At 32.6% G+C, this 15,752-nt stretch carries 17 protein-coding genes; 4 read left to right on the forward strand and 13 right to left on the reverse strand.

The window, feature by feature from the left end; all coding sequences use genetic code 11:
• Positions 1 to 215: 215 nt before the first annotated feature.
• The 4 genes from ABEB18_RS15915 to ABEB18_RS15930 all read right to left on the reverse strand — a co-directional run bounded on the left by ABEB18_RS15915 (position 216) and on the right by ABEB18_RS15930 (position 2,709).
• Positions 216 to 1,199: an ISAon1 family transposase gene (locus ABEB18_RS15915; protein WP_438861455.1), complete on the reverse strand. Its 984-nt coding sequence runs from the start codon at positions 1,197 to 1,199 to the stop codon at positions 216 to 218.
• A complete protein-coding gene (locus ABEB18_RS15920) occupies positions 1,180 to 1,545 on the reverse strand; it encodes an ISAon1 family transposase N-terminal region protein (protein WP_348800328.1) in 366 nt (121 codons plus the stop codon). Before ABEB18_RS15920 ends, ABEB18_RS15915 begins: the two co-directional genes overlap by 20 nt.
• A gap of 65 nt (positions 1,546 to 1,610) precedes the next feature.
• Positions 1,611 to 2,249, reverse strand: coding sequence for an endonuclease III domain-containing protein (locus ABEB18_RS15925; protein ID WP_348800329.1), 639 nt, complete (start codon positions 2,247 to 2,249; stop codon positions 1,611 to 1,613).
• A 22-nt stretch (positions 2,250 to 2,271) separates the two neighbouring features.
• A complete protein-coding gene (locus ABEB18_RS15930; protein WP_348800330.1) occupies positions 2,272 to 2,709 on the reverse strand; it encodes a DUF4268 domain-containing protein in 438 nt (145 codons plus the stop codon).
• A 90-nt stretch (positions 2,710 to 2,799) separates the two neighbouring features.
• On the opposite strand from ABEB18_RS15930, the gene ABEB18_RS15935 reads away from it, so the two are divergent.
• Both ABEB18_RS15935 and ABEB18_RS15940 read left to right on the forward strand, forming a co-directional pair.
• Positions 2,800 to 3,453: an NUDIX hydrolase gene (locus ABEB18_RS15935; RefSeq protein ID WP_348800331.1), complete on the forward strand. Its 654-nt coding sequence runs from the start codon at positions 2,800 to 2,802 to the stop codon at positions 3,451 to 3,453.
• A gap of 97 nt (positions 3,454 to 3,550) precedes the next feature.
• Entirely contained in the window at positions 3,551 to 4,360 is an 810-nt protein-coding gene (locus ABEB18_RS15940; RefSeq protein WP_348800332.1) for a lysophospholipid acyltransferase family protein, read from the forward strand.
• 30 nt (positions 4,361 to 4,390) lie between these two features.
• Here ABEB18_RS15940 and ABEB18_RS15945 read toward each other — a convergent pair whose 3' ends face one another.
• From ABEB18_RS15945 to ABEB18_RS15955, 3 genes are all read right to left on the reverse strand, one after another.
• Positions 4,391 to 5,044 carry a DUF8845 family protein gene (locus ABEB18_RS15945; RefSeq protein WP_348800333.1) on the reverse strand — a complete coding sequence of 218 codons (654 nt, stop codon included), beginning with the start codon at positions 5,042 to 5,044 and terminating at the stop codon, positions 4,391 to 4,393.
• Entirely contained in the window at positions 5,041 to 5,544 is a 504-nt protein-coding gene (locus ABEB18_RS15950) for an RNA polymerase sigma factor (RefSeq protein WP_348800334.1), read from the reverse strand. The genes ABEB18_RS15945 and ABEB18_RS15950 overlap by 4 nt, the downstream gene beginning before the upstream one ends.
• Positions 5,545 to 5,738: 194 nt before the next feature.
• A complete protein-coding gene (locus ABEB18_RS15955; protein WP_348800335.1) occupies positions 5,739 to 6,800 on the reverse strand; it encodes a DUF3810 domain-containing protein in 1,062 nt (353 codons plus the stop codon).
• A 144-nt stretch (positions 6,801 to 6,944) separates the two neighbouring features.
• Here ABEB18_RS15955 and ABEB18_RS15960 point away from each other — a divergent pair, with 144 nt between their 5' ends.
• On the forward strand, positions 6,945 to 8,408 hold the full coding sequence (locus tag ABEB18_RS15960; RefSeq protein ID WP_348800336.1) for an aminoacyl-histidine dipeptidase: 1,464 nt from the start codon (positions 6,945 to 6,947) through the stop codon (positions 8,406 to 8,408).
• A gap of 57 nt (positions 8,409 to 8,465) precedes the next feature.
• Here ABEB18_RS15960 and ABEB18_RS15965 read toward each other — a convergent pair whose 3' ends face one another.
• Together ABEB18_RS15965 and ABEB18_RS15970 are read right to left on the reverse strand one after the other, a co-directional pair.
• A complete protein-coding gene (locus ABEB18_RS15965) occupies positions 8,466 to 9,608 on the reverse strand; it encodes a geranylgeranyl reductase family protein (RefSeq protein ID WP_348800337.1) in 1,143 nt (380 codons plus the stop codon).
• A gap of 76 nt (positions 9,609 to 9,684) precedes the next feature.
• On the reverse strand, positions 9,685 to 10,977 hold the full coding sequence (locus tag ABEB18_RS15970) for a DUF389 domain-containing protein (protein WP_348800338.1): 1,293 nt from the start codon (positions 10,975 to 10,977) through the stop codon (positions 9,685 to 9,687).
• 184 nt (positions 10,978 to 11,161) lie between these two features.
• Here ABEB18_RS15970 and ABEB18_RS15975 point away from each other — a divergent pair, with 184 nt between their 5' ends.
• On the forward strand, positions 11,162 to 11,335 hold the full coding sequence (locus ABEB18_RS15975; RefSeq protein WP_348800339.1) for a hypothetical protein: 174 nt from the start codon (positions 11,162 to 11,164) through the stop codon (positions 11,333 to 11,335).
• A gap of 60 nt (positions 11,336 to 11,395) precedes the next feature.
• On the opposite strand, the gene ABEB18_RS15980 is transcribed toward ABEB18_RS15975, so the two are convergent.
• From ABEB18_RS15980 to ABEB18_RS15995, 4 genes are all read right to left on the reverse strand, one after another.
• Positions 11,396 to 12,415, reverse strand: coding sequence for a cytochrome-c peroxidase (locus ABEB18_RS15980; protein WP_348800340.1), 1,020 nt, complete (start codon positions 12,413 to 12,415; stop codon positions 11,396 to 11,398).
• 62 nt (positions 12,416 to 12,477) lie between these two features.
• Positions 12,478 to 13,341 (reverse strand): MbnP family protein, encoded by an 864-nt coding sequence (locus ABEB18_RS15985; protein WP_348800341.1) that lies wholly within the window; start codon positions 13,339 to 13,341, stop codon positions 12,478 to 12,480.
• A 31-nt stretch (positions 13,342 to 13,372) separates the two neighbouring features.
• Positions 13,373 to 13,768, reverse strand: a complete 396-nt coding sequence (locus ABEB18_RS15990) for a hypothetical protein (RefSeq protein ID WP_348800342.1) — start codon at positions 13,766 to 13,768, stop codon at positions 13,373 to 13,375.
• A 1-nt stretch (position 13,769) separates the two neighbouring features.
• The gene (locus ABEB18_RS15995; RefSeq protein WP_348800343.1) at positions 13,770 to 15,752 is read right to left on the reverse strand and encodes a TonB-dependent receptor plug domain-containing protein; all 1,983 of its coding nucleotides are present in this window, start codon (positions 15,750 to 15,752) and stop codon (positions 13,770 to 13,772) included.

A 15,752-nucleotide genomic window follows, 5' to 3' on the forward strand; every position in this document is an offset into this window, starting at 1 on the left:
AAATTGGTAGACACGCTGGACTTAAAATCCAGTGAACAGCAATGTTCGTGCGGGTTCAAGTCCCGCTCTGAGTACAAGAAGCTTCAAACAATTTGTTTGGAGCTTTTTTGTTTTACATCGGGTTGATTGTTTGTTTGTTAACAAATTTGAATATAGGAGGTCTAGTATAAATAGTTAAAGATTGGATCAACACGAAAACTTGTGGGGAGTAAAAATTAGGCATAAATATTAGTTAGTCTAAAAAGGGAATATTCCACATTCCTAACACCTCTAAATTTTGATCTAAATGCTTTTATTTTTGCATTGAATGATTCCGCTGAAGCATTAGTACTCCTGTTATCAAAATAGTTTAATATAGTTTGATAATGATTAATAATTGTTCGAGATATAGTGCCAAAAGATTTAAAATCGGATTGATTTACTTTTTCATGCCATTTGGTTAGTTTGGCAAAAGCAATAACTTTATCGGTTGTATTCTCAAAGATACTGCGAAGTTCCTGAGTCAGATTGTATGCTTTTTGAAGATTAGGATACAGTTCAAATAGTAAAGCAGCACGTTCTGTTTGACTTTCAGTCCACTTTGATTTGTTTTTATATAAAAAGTAGCGACTTCTTAGCAGTAATTGCTTTAGTGTATCCCCATTAGAAAGTGTTTTAGGTTCGAAAGTTGTTTTTGATTTCTTAGCTTTTTCTATAGCGTCATTTTCCTGATCTATGGCTTGCCAACGATACTTGATTCTGATTTCTTGTAGCGCTTCTATAGCAAGCTTTTGAACATGGAATCGGTCCGTAACGCGAGTTGCATTAGGAAAACACTTCTTAGCGATCAATCCCATATTTCTGGCCATATCCAAAGTAATTTCCTTGACTAGGTATCGTTGTTTAAGAGGAATTTTTTCAATAACTGAAATAACTGTTTCTGCTTTAGTTCCAGCAATCATAGCCACTATAGTACCTTTTCTTCCTTTACTAGATTTATTAGTCAGGATAGTGTAGAGTTCGCCATTGGAGAGGGACGTTTCGTCTATCGATAAGTGTTTTCCAATATTCTTAGCAAAGAGAAGCCATTTTTTAGCATGTGATATCTGATCCCAGGCTTTAAAATCACTAAGAAAATCCTTGTACTGAGATTGTAAATTTCGGCCAGTAACTCCATAAAAGGAAGCTATGGTATTACAATCATTTGGACTGGAATCTATTGATCTCTTTTAAAAAAGACGCAAACTCCTGTGTTACACGAGTTCCGTCTGCTACTAAATTCCAATCTCTAAAGACTACTTTACCGGTATCTTCGTTAAGCCATCTTCTGCGAGTGATATGAAGATATACTTGGTGTCCTCGAATAGGGAAATCCTGAACAGTGATCTCATCAAAGAATCCTTTTGATGTCAATTTGTTCCCTCGGTATTCTTTTGGAATAGAATAAATCTCTTTTAGGTACAAATGAAGTACCTCTTCTTCTTTTTTGTATGAAGTAAGTTCAAAGTAGTCTACGATGATCTCAGGCAATAATAACTTAAGGATGTCGATAAAAGAATCTTGCATTCGAGTGTATTTTGAAAATACAAATATCTAGTTTTAATATTTCCCCACAACAATATGTCTTGATCCTAAAGATTTTTATAATACTCGCAAGCCTCATTAATCGGGCATATCTCGCATTTAGGTTTTGGCCTGCAAGTTTCTCTGCCTAAAAAAGAGATGGCCATGCCAATTTCTCCCCAAATGGTTTTAGGAAGAATTTGCATCAGTTGTTTTTCAATTTTGTTGCCGTCTGTGATTTCTGTTACTAATCCTATTCTTGGAGCAACACGAATTACGTGTAAATCAGCTATAATTCCTTCGGAAGGAACTCCTGCTTCCTGCATAATGACGTTGGCTGATTTTCGTCCGATCCCTTTTAGGGCTGTTAAGCCTTTAATAGTAAGCGGAATGTTTTTGTCTTCTTGAATAGTTTGAGCGATTTCGATTAGCCAACGGGATTTATTATTAAAATTTCGAACTTTAGAAATATAAGGAATTAAATTTTCTGTATTTGATGCTGCCAAGCTCTGAAAATTTGGAAATGCTTTGAATAGAGTTGGTGAAATTGAATTAATGTTTGCATCCGAATCTTGAGCTGAAAGAACTACCATTATCATTAATTGATACAGATTATGATATTCTAAAGGATGTTTTCGATTTTTGTATTTGTCTAGAATTGGATTTAATTTGTTTTCCCAATTATTTATAACTTCAAATAAATCCATTTGTATGTGTTGATTTCGACTGTTATTTTTCTACATCTTTTATAAATTCATCATATTCCAAATAGAACATTTCTAATGCATTCATTTTTTCATAGAAAAAATCAAATATTTCATCCCAAAATTTTCTATTGCTTACACTTACTCCTAGTTTTTCAACCCAAACACGACTTATGGTTTTTCCATTTTCGAGAGTGTAATTTTTTTCAAAAACTAAATCTTTAATAAATTCTTCTTCAAGTATATTTTTTAACGCAATTAATTTTTCAAAATATTGCATACGTAATTCAGTATTGCGCATTTCAATATCGATATGAACTTGAGCTTTTTTATTTTCGACATAAAATTTAAATGAAAAATCTTTGATTTTGGTGTCATAAAGAACCCATTTTCTTGGATATTTTTGAGCAAATTCAACCCAAAATTCGTGTTTTAGTTTTTGATTTTCTTCTTTACTATACATAATTATTGGGTTTTAATGTTTAAAATTTGTTAGACTCTTTTTTCTAAAGTATATTTAAATACTATTTTATTGCAAAAATAACTTTTGATTATGGATTTTCAATATTTTTTACAAATAGTTCTTCATTTGGATTCTGTAAAGGTTTCTGGTGAAGAAGCACATAAGATTATGGCACCTGAGGAGCGTATAAAAATTATGGAGAATCTTGCTAGTGAAGAATTAAATCCAAAAAATGCAGGAGTCCTAATGTTGTTATATCCTAAAGGAGGAATAATGCATTTGGTTTTGATCGTTAGGAATTCGTATGAAGGTGTTCATTCCTCTCAAATTGCTTTCCCAGGGGGTAAATATGAAGAAGGTGATAAGGATTTTGAACAAACTGCATTGAGAGAAACTTTTGAAGAAATTGGTATATTATCTGATAAAATTGAAATAATAAAATCTTTTACCCATTTGTATATTCCACCAAGTAATTTTATGGTTTATCCTTATTTGGGGATATGCAAAGAGGAAGTTGATTTTTATCCAGATGCTATTGAGGTAGCAGAAATTATTGAACTCCCCTTAGCTATTTTACTTAGCGACTCTATTGTTACTGATGTGAAAATTAATACTTCATATTCAAAATCGGTTTCAGTTCCAGTTTTTAAAATAGATGAACATATTGTTTGGGGAGCAACCGCTATGATGTTAAGTGAATTGAAAATGGTTTTGATTGCTGCAATGACAGAACTTGAGCTATAAGTTTGTTTTTTGTTAAATGGACTAATCATTTAATATTTAAAAACGAAAAAAAATAGTAATATTGCAGTCCCAAATCTAAAAACAAATAAAAAATCTTATGGGATTATTTAAACGAAATCCTTTTGGACATATACTATTTATAAAAAAATGGTTGATTCGAATCTTTGGATTTATTAGCCACAGGCGTTATCGTGGTTTTAATGAATTGCAAATTGAAGGTTCAGAAATTATACGAAACTTACCTGATAAAAATGTTCTTTTCATTTCCAATCACCAAACTTATTTTGCAGATGTTACTGCAATGTTTCATGTTTTTAATGCTAGTTTGAGTGGCCGTGATGATTCTATAAAAAATGTTTTTTATATGTGGAATCCAAAGTTGAATATTTATTATGTTGCTGCAAAAGAGACCATGAATGCTGGTTTGTTACCCAGAATAATGGCTTATGCAGGAGCTGTTTCGGTAGAGAGAACTTGGCGTTCGAAAGGGGAAGATGTTGCGGAAAAAAAGGATGTCAACCCAAATGATACTGAAAATATCAAAATTGCTTTGAATGATGGATGGGTGATTACTTTTCCTCAAGGAACTACCAAATCGTTTAAGCCTGTTCGAAAAGGAACTGCTCATATAATCAAGCAGCATAAACCGATTGTTGTGCCTATTGTAATTGATGGTTTTAGACGTTCCTTTTGTAAAAAAGGATTACGTATGAAAAAGAAAGGAATTCTTCAATCTATGATTATCAAAGAACCTTTGAAAATTGATTATGAAAATGATTCTATTGATGAAATTGTTGAACAAGTTGAATACGCTATAGAACAACACCCTTCTTTTCTTAAAGTAATTCCTGCAGAGGTATTAAAAGAGCAAGAAGAATTAAATAAAACCAGACAGTGGAATTATTAAAGGTTAAAAAAGAGGCTTTTGCCTCTTTTTTTATAAGTCTATTTTCTTTAATTCTTCGAAGTTATTTTGTAAACGTTTTAATAACATTCCATAGATTAATTTGTAAATTAACCAAAAAGCAAATGTAAATATCGCCGTTGCCAAAATCAAAACTACAAATGATATCAAAGCAATATTTAGTGGCATTTCGGGATTAGTAATGCCATTTCTTGATACTCCTTCTAGATAGCCTTCATAAAATAAATACCCTCCAAAAGCGATAAAAAATACAGCAAAAAATGACAAGTTAAATGCAATGTATTGTTTGACTACTTTTCGGGTTTTTAATATAGTCGAAATCAGTTTTTTAGTATTGTCATCAACTGCAATTTTGCGATACATCGTATAAAATTTAAAAATAAAGTATAATACAACTGCATAAAATAAAACCGTAGTTACTATATAATAGTCATAAACATCTAAATGTTTGATTAACTCAATGTTTTTTTCATCGTATTTTGTAAAAGACAATACAATACCGGATACTAATCCCAGTGTAAGCTCAATTATGCTCACCAAAAAAATCCACTTCACAATTGAAGACGACTTTTTATGGATCATTTTGTAGATCTCACTTTCTGAAATTTGTCTAAAAGAATCTGAACTCTTTTGCCAATCTTTTTTTAATAAATCCAACTCTTTCATGCACCTAATGGATTTAATATTTTTTTTAATTTTCCTTTTATTCTATTCATTTTTACCCTTGCATTCACTTCACTTATTCCTAAAGTTTCTGATATTTCGGTGTAATCTTTGTCTTCTAAGTACATAAAAACCAAGGCTTTTTCGATATCGTTTAGCTGATAAACAGCTTTATACATGAGTCTTAGTTGTTCTTCCTCTTCATAATTGTATTCAATATCTTGGGTAAAATGTTGCTTTCCTTCGTATTCAACTGTAGCTATATTTCGTTTGTTTTTTCGGTACAAAGTGATGGCGGTATTCAGGGCGACTCGGTACGCCCAAGTAGAAAATTTACTCTCTCCTCTAAATTTTGGAAAAGCTTTCCAAAGTTGAATCGTAATTTCCTGAAACAAATCCTTGTGTTCATCCTCGCCAGAAGTATATAATCTACAAATTTTGTGGACAATATTCTGGTTCTCTTGTAGTTGCTGAACAAATGATGATTCTAGGTTTTGACTCATAACCAATTAGTAGAACTGTTAAACATTTTGTTACACTAGACTTTTGATTTTTTGATTTAGTATCGAAAACTGAAAAAAACTAAAAAAATCATTTAACTCTTATTTTAAATCTGCGTATTAAAAATTTTTCTTGCAGATTCGGCAGATTTAGCAGATTTTGGGTTAAAAATGCTCAGTGCATCTCTGCGAAATAACTAAAAATTCCTTCCTTTATAATAATTCACCATCAAGTTTACAAATTTACTATAACTGTCCATTCCGTCTTTTTGTTGGTTGATTTTTAAAAAACGATCGTAAAAAGCATGGAATACTTCTTCAATTGGAGTTTCATATTGTTTCCAAAAGTCTTTACTTTCTTGATAGTTTTTTAAAACACCAGGGTTAACAGTACTTAGCAATTGTTTGAGTGTTTTTTCATTTCGTACTTGCCAATTTCCTAGGCAATAACGTAAAGCAATACTATATCCAGAATATTGAATGTATAAATCTTCATTTTTGGTACAAGATAAAAAACCAATGAAATTGCATTCGCTTTCGCTGGCATAACCCATTTGATGTGCCATTTCGTGATTGGTAGTCATCGGGAAACTGTACATTGGGCCTAAATAATTTACTTGAGCTTCATTGGTAAACGGATTCAGATACCCCCCAAATCCCATATAAGTCAAAGGTAAACTAAAAAGTGATTTTTTAATACTCTTGTGTGAATAGGTAAAGAAAGAGTATTCCTTAGAGAGATTTTGATATCCATTTTGATTCATATCAAAAACCTGATTTTGTGAATAAGGAAATACGACTTTTAAACTATCATTTTGGGTAATTTGTGTTTGAACAGCATTTGTTTTAGCAATTAATTTTTGGGTAAAGGTTAGTAAATCAGCATCTGTATAATCCCTTTTGATGTTCATTTTTTCGAATAATGGCACTCGATAATAATTTAATGCCCAAAGAAGATGGAAACAAAAATAAAACACAGATAGACAACTTAGAATTGATAAAATATTATTTTTCCATTCCAACTTCCAAGTGCCTCTTCTTTTCCAAAACCATCTAATAAGAAAGAGAATCAAAATAAAATAAATGCAATCACCTACTGAAAAAGGAATAATACCTAAAATGATTCGCAACGATTTTGAAATATATTGGTAGAGTGAGTTACAGTAAAAAGCCTCAATATATTCGGGAAAAAACCGAAGAATTTTTAAGATTATAATTTGAATCAGGAGGAATATTGGTAGTAAGTGTATTCGTTTCATTTTTTGCAATTGTATTGTAAAGAAACAAATTTCGATCAATTTTAAGAATTATTTCTATTAAAATAAATGAGAACTTTTATGAAACTAGCTTTAGGAGTTTGTAACTTTGAAACGAAAAAATGTTAAACATCAAACATAAAATAAATGAGTCAGGAGATTAGAAATCTGGAACCAAAAGCAGTTTGGAATAAATTTGCCGATTTAAATGCAGTGCCTAGAGCTTCAAAAAAAGAAGAGCGTGTAATAGAATTTATGAAAGATTTCGGAGCCAATTTGGGATTGGAAACGTTTGAAGATGAAATCCGAAACGTAATTATTCGTAAACCAGCTACTGCTGGAATGGAAAACAGAAAAACTGTAGTATTGCAAGGGCATTTGGATATGGTACATCAAAAAAATGCTGATACGGTTTTTGATTTTGACACCCAAGGAATCGATATGTATGTTGATGGAGATTGGGTTCGTGCCAAAGGAACTACATTGGGAGCAGATAATGGTCTTGGAGTAGCTACGATTATGGCTATTTTAGAAAGTAAAGACATTGAACATCCTGCTATCGAAGCTTTGTTTACTATAGATGAAGAAACTGGAATGACTGGTGCTTTGAATTTACAAGGCGGAATTCTAACTGGTGATATTTTACTGAATCTAGATACGGAAGAGGATGACGAAATTGGGATAGGCTGTGCAGGTGGAATCGATGTAACGGCTACTGCCGAATATGATGAAGAAGCTACTCCAGAAGGATCTGTTGCGTATTCTATAAAAGTAAAGGGATTAAACGGAGGCCATTCAGGAATGGATATTCATAAAGGTTTAGGAAATGCCAACAAAATTATGAACCGTTTGTTGTTTGATGGTTTTGATAATTTCGGATTGCAAATAGCCGAAATAAACGGAGGAAGTCTTCGTAATGCAATTCCGCGTGAAAGTACTGCAAAAGTAATTATTGCGGAAGTTTATGATGAAGCTTTTGTGTTTGATATGCAACAAATTGTTAATGAAATAAAAGCCGAATATCAAACAACTGAACCGAATTTGGAAGTTGTTTTTGAAAAATTAGACACACTACCAGAAAATGTAATGCCTCCAATGGCACAGTTTTATTTTGTTCGTGCCATGTACACAGCACATAATGGAGTTTACAGAATGAGTGCCGATTTTGAAAACTTGGTCGAAACTTCCAATAACATTGCAAAAGTTGAAGTAGGAGGAGGGAAGTTTTTGGTGCAATGTTTAACACGTTCTTCAGTGGAATCGTCCAAATTTGATTTAGCAAATGCCTTGCGTTCTGCATTTGAATTGATGGGATGTGAAGTCGAATTCTCAGGAGCCTATCCTGGCTGGACACCAAATCCTAATTCTGAAATATTAAAAGTTTTGGTTTCTATTTACGAAAAACAAAATGATGCTAAACCTAATGTAGCGGCTTGTCATGCTGGATTAGAATGTGGAATTCTAGGCACTAATTATCCAGATATGGATATGATTTCTTTTGGACCAACGATTCATGGAGCACATTCGCCAGACGAAAGAGCAAGTATTTCTTCGACTCAAAAATTTTGGAAATTTGTCTTGGAAATTTTAAAGAATATCCCACTGAAATAGTGGTCAGTAATCAGTTTTTAAAAGTGTTCAGTTTTTTTCTGAACACTTTTTTTATTTCTAGAATATAGCATTCTTAAGTCTTCTACGAATTGCCATTTTATAATCTTTGGGATATGTTCGCAATCCCATGAAAACATCCGTCATCGCATCGGATAAATGTTGGCCATATTTTTTGATAAAAATATTGCGTAAAACTTTTTTCTCATAAAATAATTTGGCCAAAACAATTCCAGTTTTGATTTCAGGTAAAATGGTTTGTTCTAGTTTTTCCTGATATAATTCAGCAGTTTTACTTGGGTCAAGATTACTTTCGATTATAGATTGAGCAGCCAAAATCCCGCTTAATATAGAGTTTGAGATTCCTTCGGCTACAATTGGATCAGCTAATCCCGCTGCATCGCCAATTAATAAAACATTTTTTTGAACAAACTTGTCTGTTCTCGGAGAAACAGGAATAACAAATCCATGGGCTTCTTCATGTGTGATTTCGGTAATTCCTAAAGTTTTCAAATATGAAGCATAGTATTTTTTTAAGTCGATGGTACTCTTTGCTTTTGTGAGGACAGCTACACCAACAGATAGATGGTTCTTCTTAGGGAAACACCAGCCATAACCGTGTGGAATAGCATCTACATCAAAACGAACATTTTGTGATAAACGATCAAAATCGGCTTGAGGTACTTTTATTTCATATTCTAATGCTGGAATTATAGTTCTGGTTTCTTTCCAGCCAGCGATTTTTGCAATCGGACTTAAGGCTCCATCGCCTGCGATGATAAATTTTGCACTTACATCTCCCTCGGATGTGTGAATAGTTTGTGTCGTTCCAAAAGTTATATCAATTACTTTATGGTTTTGCAAAAGTGTAACTCCATTTTCTTTGGCTTTTTCTACAATTAAATTGTCGAAGCTATCTCGCATCACCATGCTGATAATAGGCTGATTTTTGGCAGTAGTGAATTTTAAATTTGTATTTGAAAAGTAAGTGTCAATTGCATAAAATTCTTTTTCTATAATTGATGATATATCAAAAGGAATAAAATTTCTTCCTCGAAAAACCAAGCCCCCTCCACAAGTTTTGTATCGGGGTAAAATTTCTTTTTCTATAATAACTGTCGAAATTCCTTTCTTACTTAATTCTAATGCTGCTGAAGCTCCAGCTGGGCCACTTCCAATTATGGCTACATCAAATGATTTCATTATGGTTGTAAAATTTGAATTTATAGAAGCGCAAATAGTTGATTTGCTTTCTGTTTGAATAATTTTTGTAGTATTGTTATTGCTGTTTGTAAACTTCAACGCTGTCTTTTTCCATTCTTTGTTTTAGCCAATTGACTAATTTTTCTTTGGTTTCTGGTTTTACATTCGTTTTGCTTTTATACAATAATACTGGAATTACCTTGTCTTTGCTGCTGTATTGGGTGACTACTGTTGGGGTTATTTCGGGAAATAAAATTTTGACTTCTTTACCAATATTAACATTATTGGATTGAAAATCAATAATCTTTTTTTGTAGCCTTTGAATCAATTCATCTTTTTCAGCTTCCGTTTTTTTACCACTGTTGATGGTGTTTAGGATGTCATTTTTTAAATCAAAAGTATCTTGCTTGATTAATAATTGGGTGTTTAGTAAATCGTAATCTTTTAGTTTTTGATTGAAAGTTTTGATCTCTACTTGGTTGAATTTTTTGCCCAAAAAAGCCAATTCGATCACTTTTGGGGTGCTTCTATAATTTGTTTTTTTGTAGATAAGTGTGTAATCTTTATGAGGGAATTCTTTTGTAATGTATTCTTCTGTTCGTTGCATGTATCTTTTTTCATCAAATAATCGATAAGCAAAATATACACTTGGTATAATCATAATAAATATTAGGACTGTTATACTGCGTTTTACTTGTTTTTGATGCTTGGCATCGATGTGTTTTACTATAGGATATTTTAAATATTTGACTATAATAAATGTTGCGATGCAAATAAAAACACAATTGATGGTATATAAATACATGGCTCCTCCAAAATATAGAAAATTCCCTATTGCCAATGAATATCCGGCAGTACATAAAGGCGGCATCAAAGCGGTAGCAATGGCAACTCCTGGAATAGGGTTTCCTTTTTCGACTCTGGTAACTGCAATAACACCAACTAAACCACCAAAAAAGGCAATTAAAATATCATAAATATTAGGCGAAGTACGTGCCAAAAGTTCAGATTGTACTTCCTTGAAAGGACTGATATAAAAATAAATTGTAGAAACAATCAAGCTTACAACTGTTGCTATCACAAGGTTTTTTACTGATTTTTTCACTAATTCAAAATCGTACATCCCTAATCCAAAACCTGCTCCAACTATGGGACTCATCAAGGGAGAAATTAACATGGCACCAATAATTACGGCTGTAGAGTTAACATTGAGTCCAACAGATGCAATTACGATAGCACAAGCCAAAATCCATAAATTTGAACCTCGGAAAGAAATATTACTGACAATATTTTCTAACACTTTTTTTTTGTCTTCCTCTCCTTTATGAAGATCAATAAAGTTGATAAGTTTACTTAATGGTGTACTCATATTTTTGGTTTAAGAAAGAATCAGGATTTTTAATTTTTTCAATATGAAGTAAATTTAAGTAATTAAAAATTATTTTTTTTGGTTAAAATAAGAAGAATAAAAAATCCCTTTCTATAAAATTAAGAAAGGGATTTAAAAATATTTAGGTTAATTGTTTTTTTTGAGAAATAAAACCAATCCTAGAATGCTAACAATTAATACTGTTAATGCTGTCAAAACCATTGATAAATCCCGGATGTTTTTTCCAGCCCAATCCATAAACAAAAATTTATGGAAAATCGCAAAAGAATATCCTTCTCTAACATCTGAATTTTCGATAACTGCCGCCAATCTTGAAGTAGCGGTTTCTATAAAGTAAGTTGTTTTTAGAGAGAGAAAGAGTTCACGAAATTACTGATCTTACTATAGATTAGTTTTTTTACGGTTTAGTAAAATTGGTTTCAGTTAATGTTTTCATGAATGCAATAAGATTGTTTTTTTCTTCTTCGCTAAGCGGAATTTTATTGCTATTATTCTTAAAAATCGGATCAAGATTATCAGCTTCTAAAACACCATTGTCGAAATAATCTAAAACAGATCTCAGTGTTTCGAATTGTCCGAAGCTTCCATACGGAGCAGTCAATTCGATATTTCTCAAAGAAGGAACACGGAATTTCATATAATCTTCCATATTTCCAGTAACTCTTGCTCGTCCCGCTTCATTAGAATCAGTGTTTACTGGAAAACCAATATTTCTGAAACTCTGATCGGTAAACAATTCTGTGCTATGACAGCTGGCACATTTTTGCTGAAAAGTTTGATATCCCTTTGTTTCATTTTCTGCAAAAGTTATGCCTTCATTTCGTTTTACTTTATCGTATTTGCTGTTGGCAGAAATCAATGTGTATTCGAACTGGGCTATGCTTTTATAGATTCGTTCTGGTGTAATGCTTTCATCACCAAAGGTTTTCTGAAATAAAGCTTTATATTCGGTATCGTCTTGAATTTTTCCTATGACTTCCAAAATCGAAGAATCCATTTCTTCATGTGTGATAATGGGTACTAAAGGTTGGTTCTCCAGCTGCAGTTTGCTTCCATCCCAGTTGTAGAACTTCATAAAAGCCAGATTTTGAAGTGAAGGAGTGTTTCTTAGTCCAATCCTGCTTTCAATACCGACTGCCTGCTGCTTTTGATCGGTAAATGCATTTTCCTGAATATGACAACTAGAACACGAAATGGTATTATCTGTACTGAATCGTTTATCTGAAAACAGTTTTTCACCCAATACTACCCCATATTTAGTGGGTTTGTTGGCACTTACAAACGAATTTAATTCCGGAAAACCAAAAGGAATATTCATGTCAATTTCTGGATTTTCGATAGTAATCATATCAGCATCGTCGCTGTTACAAGATGTAAATAACAACGCAAATAATACGAAACCAAATATTCTTTTCATTTCAGATGAATTTAAAACAGAGCCGTTTTGTTTTTAATTCAAACGGCTCTGTAGCTATGATTTTAGTTTTCTACAGCAGTAACTGAAAACATTCCAGTAATATCACTAGAACCATTTCCGCCCAAATTATCTACAAACAGCACCATATTGGCAGCTGTATGAATGCTTGGAGTTGCATTAGCGTTCATACCAGTTGAACTTAATGTAATTGTATTCGCTTTCCCGCTTAATAATTTGTCAAAATCGGCTTTGATTTTGATTTTAGGAGCAGCATTTCCAACAACTGCATTTGTAGTAAGATTTAATGTAATATCTCTGTAAGCATCTACACCTTGTGTATAAGCGCCTTCAGTTCCTTCAATTGTGCTTCCGGTATGGATGGATAATTGTTTGTTATCGGTATCATAAAAACCTTCAATTTTTGTAAAACGATACCCTGTTCCCCATTCCCACATCATTTCAGTATCATTGGCTCCTGCAGCGGCATAAAAAATTGGGAATTTTGCCTGATCGAGCGTATTTAAATCAGTTCGGACTCCTAAACCAAATTTAATTTGTTTGTAAGTAGCCGATGGAATATTGCTTAAAACATAACTTAATGTTGCTGCTTTTGATTGATCGATAACGGTTGCTCCTTTGTCTAAATCATTGATGTTATATGGGATTTCGTCTCCATTATCTTTTACAAGGCGAATGTTACTGATTACATATTTCAATTCTGAAAAATGATGTACCTGACTAGAAGCCGATGTATTAGCAGTTGCTGCTGTCGAAGTAGCTTCACCAAGAACAATTGTTGTGTTTTTGAAAGTATTGTTAAATTCTAAAGTAACATTGTTTGCAACTGGGGTGTCATCATCATTAGAACATGATACTAATGCTACAACTGCAGCTGCTGATAAAAGATATTTTTTTAAATTTTTCATTTTTGTATTTTAATTTATTTGTATTTCTATTTTAATAAATAAGTCTGATTAAATAAGAATTACAATAATTAGGAGGCGGCACAAAAACTTTAAGAAATGGATCTAATCGTTCCTTTTCTTTGTAAAAAACGTTACTATTCGAATTGATTTTTTTATCTGTTTTGAGTTTAAAATCGATATTCGAAGTCAAAACAAGATCAATTTTTTTTTCTAAATTTTTAAGTGCTAAATTGGAGTTTTCTGAATTTTCCAGATCTTTTTTCAAATGACATTTTCCGTGACATTGTAGTTCAGGTTTGGATTTGTTGATACAGAACTCCTGCTCAATTCTTTGTTGATTAAGTTTAAAGTGTACAATAATCAATGCCTGCTGGAAAGAAACCAACAGGAACAAGATTATCATTGTGATACTAAAAACTTTTTTCATTTCAGTAAAGATTTAATTTTAAAGAAGCAAAAATATTACGTCCCATTCTAGGAATGTTTCCCCAGTCAGCATAAGTGCTGTAATATTTGTTTAAAATGTTCTCTGCTCCAATTTGTATCACGCTCTCTATTTTATTGATGTTGAATGTGTAATCCGCTGAAAGATTCCAAATAAAGTAAGCGTCAGTCTGGTCTTCACCATACTCTGGACTGTAATTAATTTGCTCTAAATCGCCATTTATAGAAGTTTGAATTCCGAAATTTTTGTGCATAAAATGAAGCGAAGTAAGATAACTTAACGGACGAATAAAAGGCAAATTTCCTTGTTTATTATCCATTCCTCTTGCATAAGTTAAAGTCCCATTCCAATGCAAATGTTCTAAAATATCGTAACTCACATTCATCGAACCATTAAAAAGTGTAGCATAATCTAACGAGGTATAGCCTTTTACACCAACAGACTGATAATTCATCGGACTTCCCATGCTTAGGATTCTACCAATAATATAGTTTTCTATATAGAAATAATTTATTTTCCCCTGAATACTGAATCTTTCATTGCTAAAACCTGCTGAGACATTCCCTTCATACGAAATTTCATTTTTCAAATCAGGATCACCAATATAATCGTAACGATCAAAACTATTATAAATGTAATACCCATATCCTTCTGAAACTGAAGGCGCTCTGTGACCATAACCAGTTCCTACCGAAAAATTAAAATGTTCTAAATCGAGATTATATCCTGCGTGTAAACTTGGTAAAAATCTTGTTTTTTCTTGTGGAGCTCCTGGATGAAAAATCCAGTTGAACTCTACGTATTTGGAGTAATTGTAATTTACTCCTAAAGAACCACCTAAATTCAGTTGACTTTTTTCCGAAATGTCCCAGTTGTTATTCATCGAAAGTCCGCCGTATCGAGTCGTAACCCATGGCCAGCTATAGGCAAACATTGTTCTTTCGCTGCGATCCTGCGGATACATTCGCATTTCGGCAATAGAAAGATTGTCGTAAGCATTCAATTGAATTTCTGATGAATAATTGTTTTTTCTTAGGTTGGCTTTAGAAACCAAACCATAGGTAGTACTCCAGCCTGGCATATCCATATGGACAAGGTTTTCTGGCCGTGTTGTGTCATCCATATAATGTTCGATCGTATTGAAATAGATTTTTGTATCTATCACTCGTATCAGTCCATCTTCAAATAATTGTTTGTAGGAGGCTGAGGTAATCAAGGCACGTGAAAGCCACAAATCCATTGGCAAAGCAGGATAGCCAACATCTTTTGCCATATCAAAAATTGCATCTACTCTAACTGCAGATAAATCACTTGTTTTATATGCTAAACCTAATGAGGTATTGAATTTTTTGTATTGCGAATGTTTTACTTCATCATTATTTCCATCAAAATAATCATCAGCTTTCCGATAGGAAATACTTCCGTCTGCTACAAATTTTTCTCCAGAATAGGATATGTTTCCAAGATTGAAAAATTGTTTGTTGTTGAATTCAAATCCGCTTTGGTATGTTCCGTGCCATTTTTGTTCAAGACCAAATGAGGTGCTTTTTCTTTTTAAATCAATGCTTCCAGCTATGGTCGAACCGTGTAAACCTCCTTCTTGCCCTGACTTAATATCAATTGTTGATAGATTATTGCTTTCTACATAAGAAGTGATAGGATCCATTTTGTCGGTACAGGCTCCAAAAATGTGCATCCCATCAATTGTTACTGTCGAACGTTCCGTACTCATATTATTCAGCAAAGGCTCCCAAGCATAAGCACCACGTTTGATAAAACTGATATTATCGGCAGAAGACAAAAACTCATCTATAGAAACAGCCATCTTCATTTCGGTTTCAATTTTCTTCTTAGTTGTATTTTTTACTTTTACTTCTTCTAAGTTTTTAATAGTATCGTTACGCTCTAAAGAGTTTTGAGCAAATAACGACATTCCTAAAAAAAGAAACATTATAATATATTTCAT

It is taken from the genome of Flavobacterium adhaerens (genome assembly GCF_040045115.1).
Taxonomy (GTDB): Bacteria; Bacteroidota; Bacteroidia; order Flavobacteriales; family Flavobacteriaceae; genus Flavobacterium; species Flavobacterium adhaerens.

Excerpts from the sequence above, each read along its gene's own strand:
- ABEB18_RS15945 (WP_348800333.1), bottom strand. The coding sequence starts at position 5,044 with ATGAAAGAGTTGGATTTATTAAAAAAAGATTGGCAAAAGAGTTCAGAT.
- ABEB18_RS15935 (WP_348800331.1), top strand. The coding sequence starts at position 2,800 with ATGGATTTTCAATATTTTTTACAAATAGTTCTTCATTTGGATTCTGTA.
- ABEB18_RS15950 (WP_348800334.1), bottom strand. The coding sequence starts at position 5,544 with ATGAGTCAAAACCTAGAATCATCATTTGTTCAGCAACTACAAGAGAAC.
- ABEB18_RS15965 (WP_348800337.1), bottom strand. The coding sequence starts at position 9,608 with ATGAAATCATTTGATGTAGCCATAATTGGAAGTGGCCCAGCTGGAGCT.
- ABEB18_RS15995 (WP_348800343.1), bottom strand. The coding sequence starts at position 15,752 with ATGAAATATATTATAATGTTTCTTTTTTTAGGAATGTCGTTATTTGCT.
- ABEB18_RS15940 (WP_348800332.1), top strand. The coding sequence starts at position 3,551 with ATGGGATTATTTAAACGAAATCCTTTTGGACATATACTATTTATAAAA.
- ABEB18_RS15970 (WP_348800338.1), bottom strand. The coding sequence starts at position 10,977 with ATGAGTACACCATTAAGTAAACTTATCAACTTTATTGATCTTCATAAA.
- ABEB18_RS15975 (WP_348800339.1), top strand. The coding sequence starts at position 11,162 with ATGCTAACAATTAATACTGTTAATGCTGTCAAAACCATTGATAAATCC.
- ABEB18_RS15990 (WP_348800342.1), bottom strand. The coding sequence starts at position 13,768 with ATGAAAAAAGTTTTTAGTATCACAATGATAATCTTGTTCCTGTTGGTT.
- ABEB18_RS15980 (WP_348800340.1), bottom strand. The coding sequence starts at position 12,415 with ATGAAAAGAATATTTGGTTTCGTATTATTTGCGTTGTTATTTACATCT.
- ABEB18_RS15985 (WP_348800341.1), bottom strand. The coding sequence starts at position 13,341 with ATGAAAAATTTAAAAAAATATCTTTTATCAGCAGCTGCAGTTGTAGCA.
- ABEB18_RS15960 (WP_348800336.1), top strand. The coding sequence starts at position 6,945 with ATGAGTCAGGAGATTAGAAATCTGGAACCAAAAGCAGTTTGGAATAAA.
- ABEB18_RS15955 (WP_348800335.1), bottom strand. The coding sequence starts at position 6,800 with ATGAAACGAATACACTTACTACCAATATTCCTCCTGATTCAAATTATA.
- ABEB18_RS15930 (WP_348800330.1), bottom strand. The coding sequence starts at position 2,709 with ATGTATAGTAAAGAAGAAAATCAAAAACTAAAACACGAATTTTGGGTT.
- ABEB18_RS15925 (WP_348800329.1), bottom strand. The coding sequence starts at position 2,249 with ATGGATTTATTTGAAGTTATAAATAATTGGGAAAACAAATTAAATCCA.
- ABEB18_RS15920 (WP_348800328.1), bottom strand. The coding sequence starts at position 1,545 with ATGCAAGATTCTTTTATCGACATCCTTAAGTTATTATTGCCTGAGATC.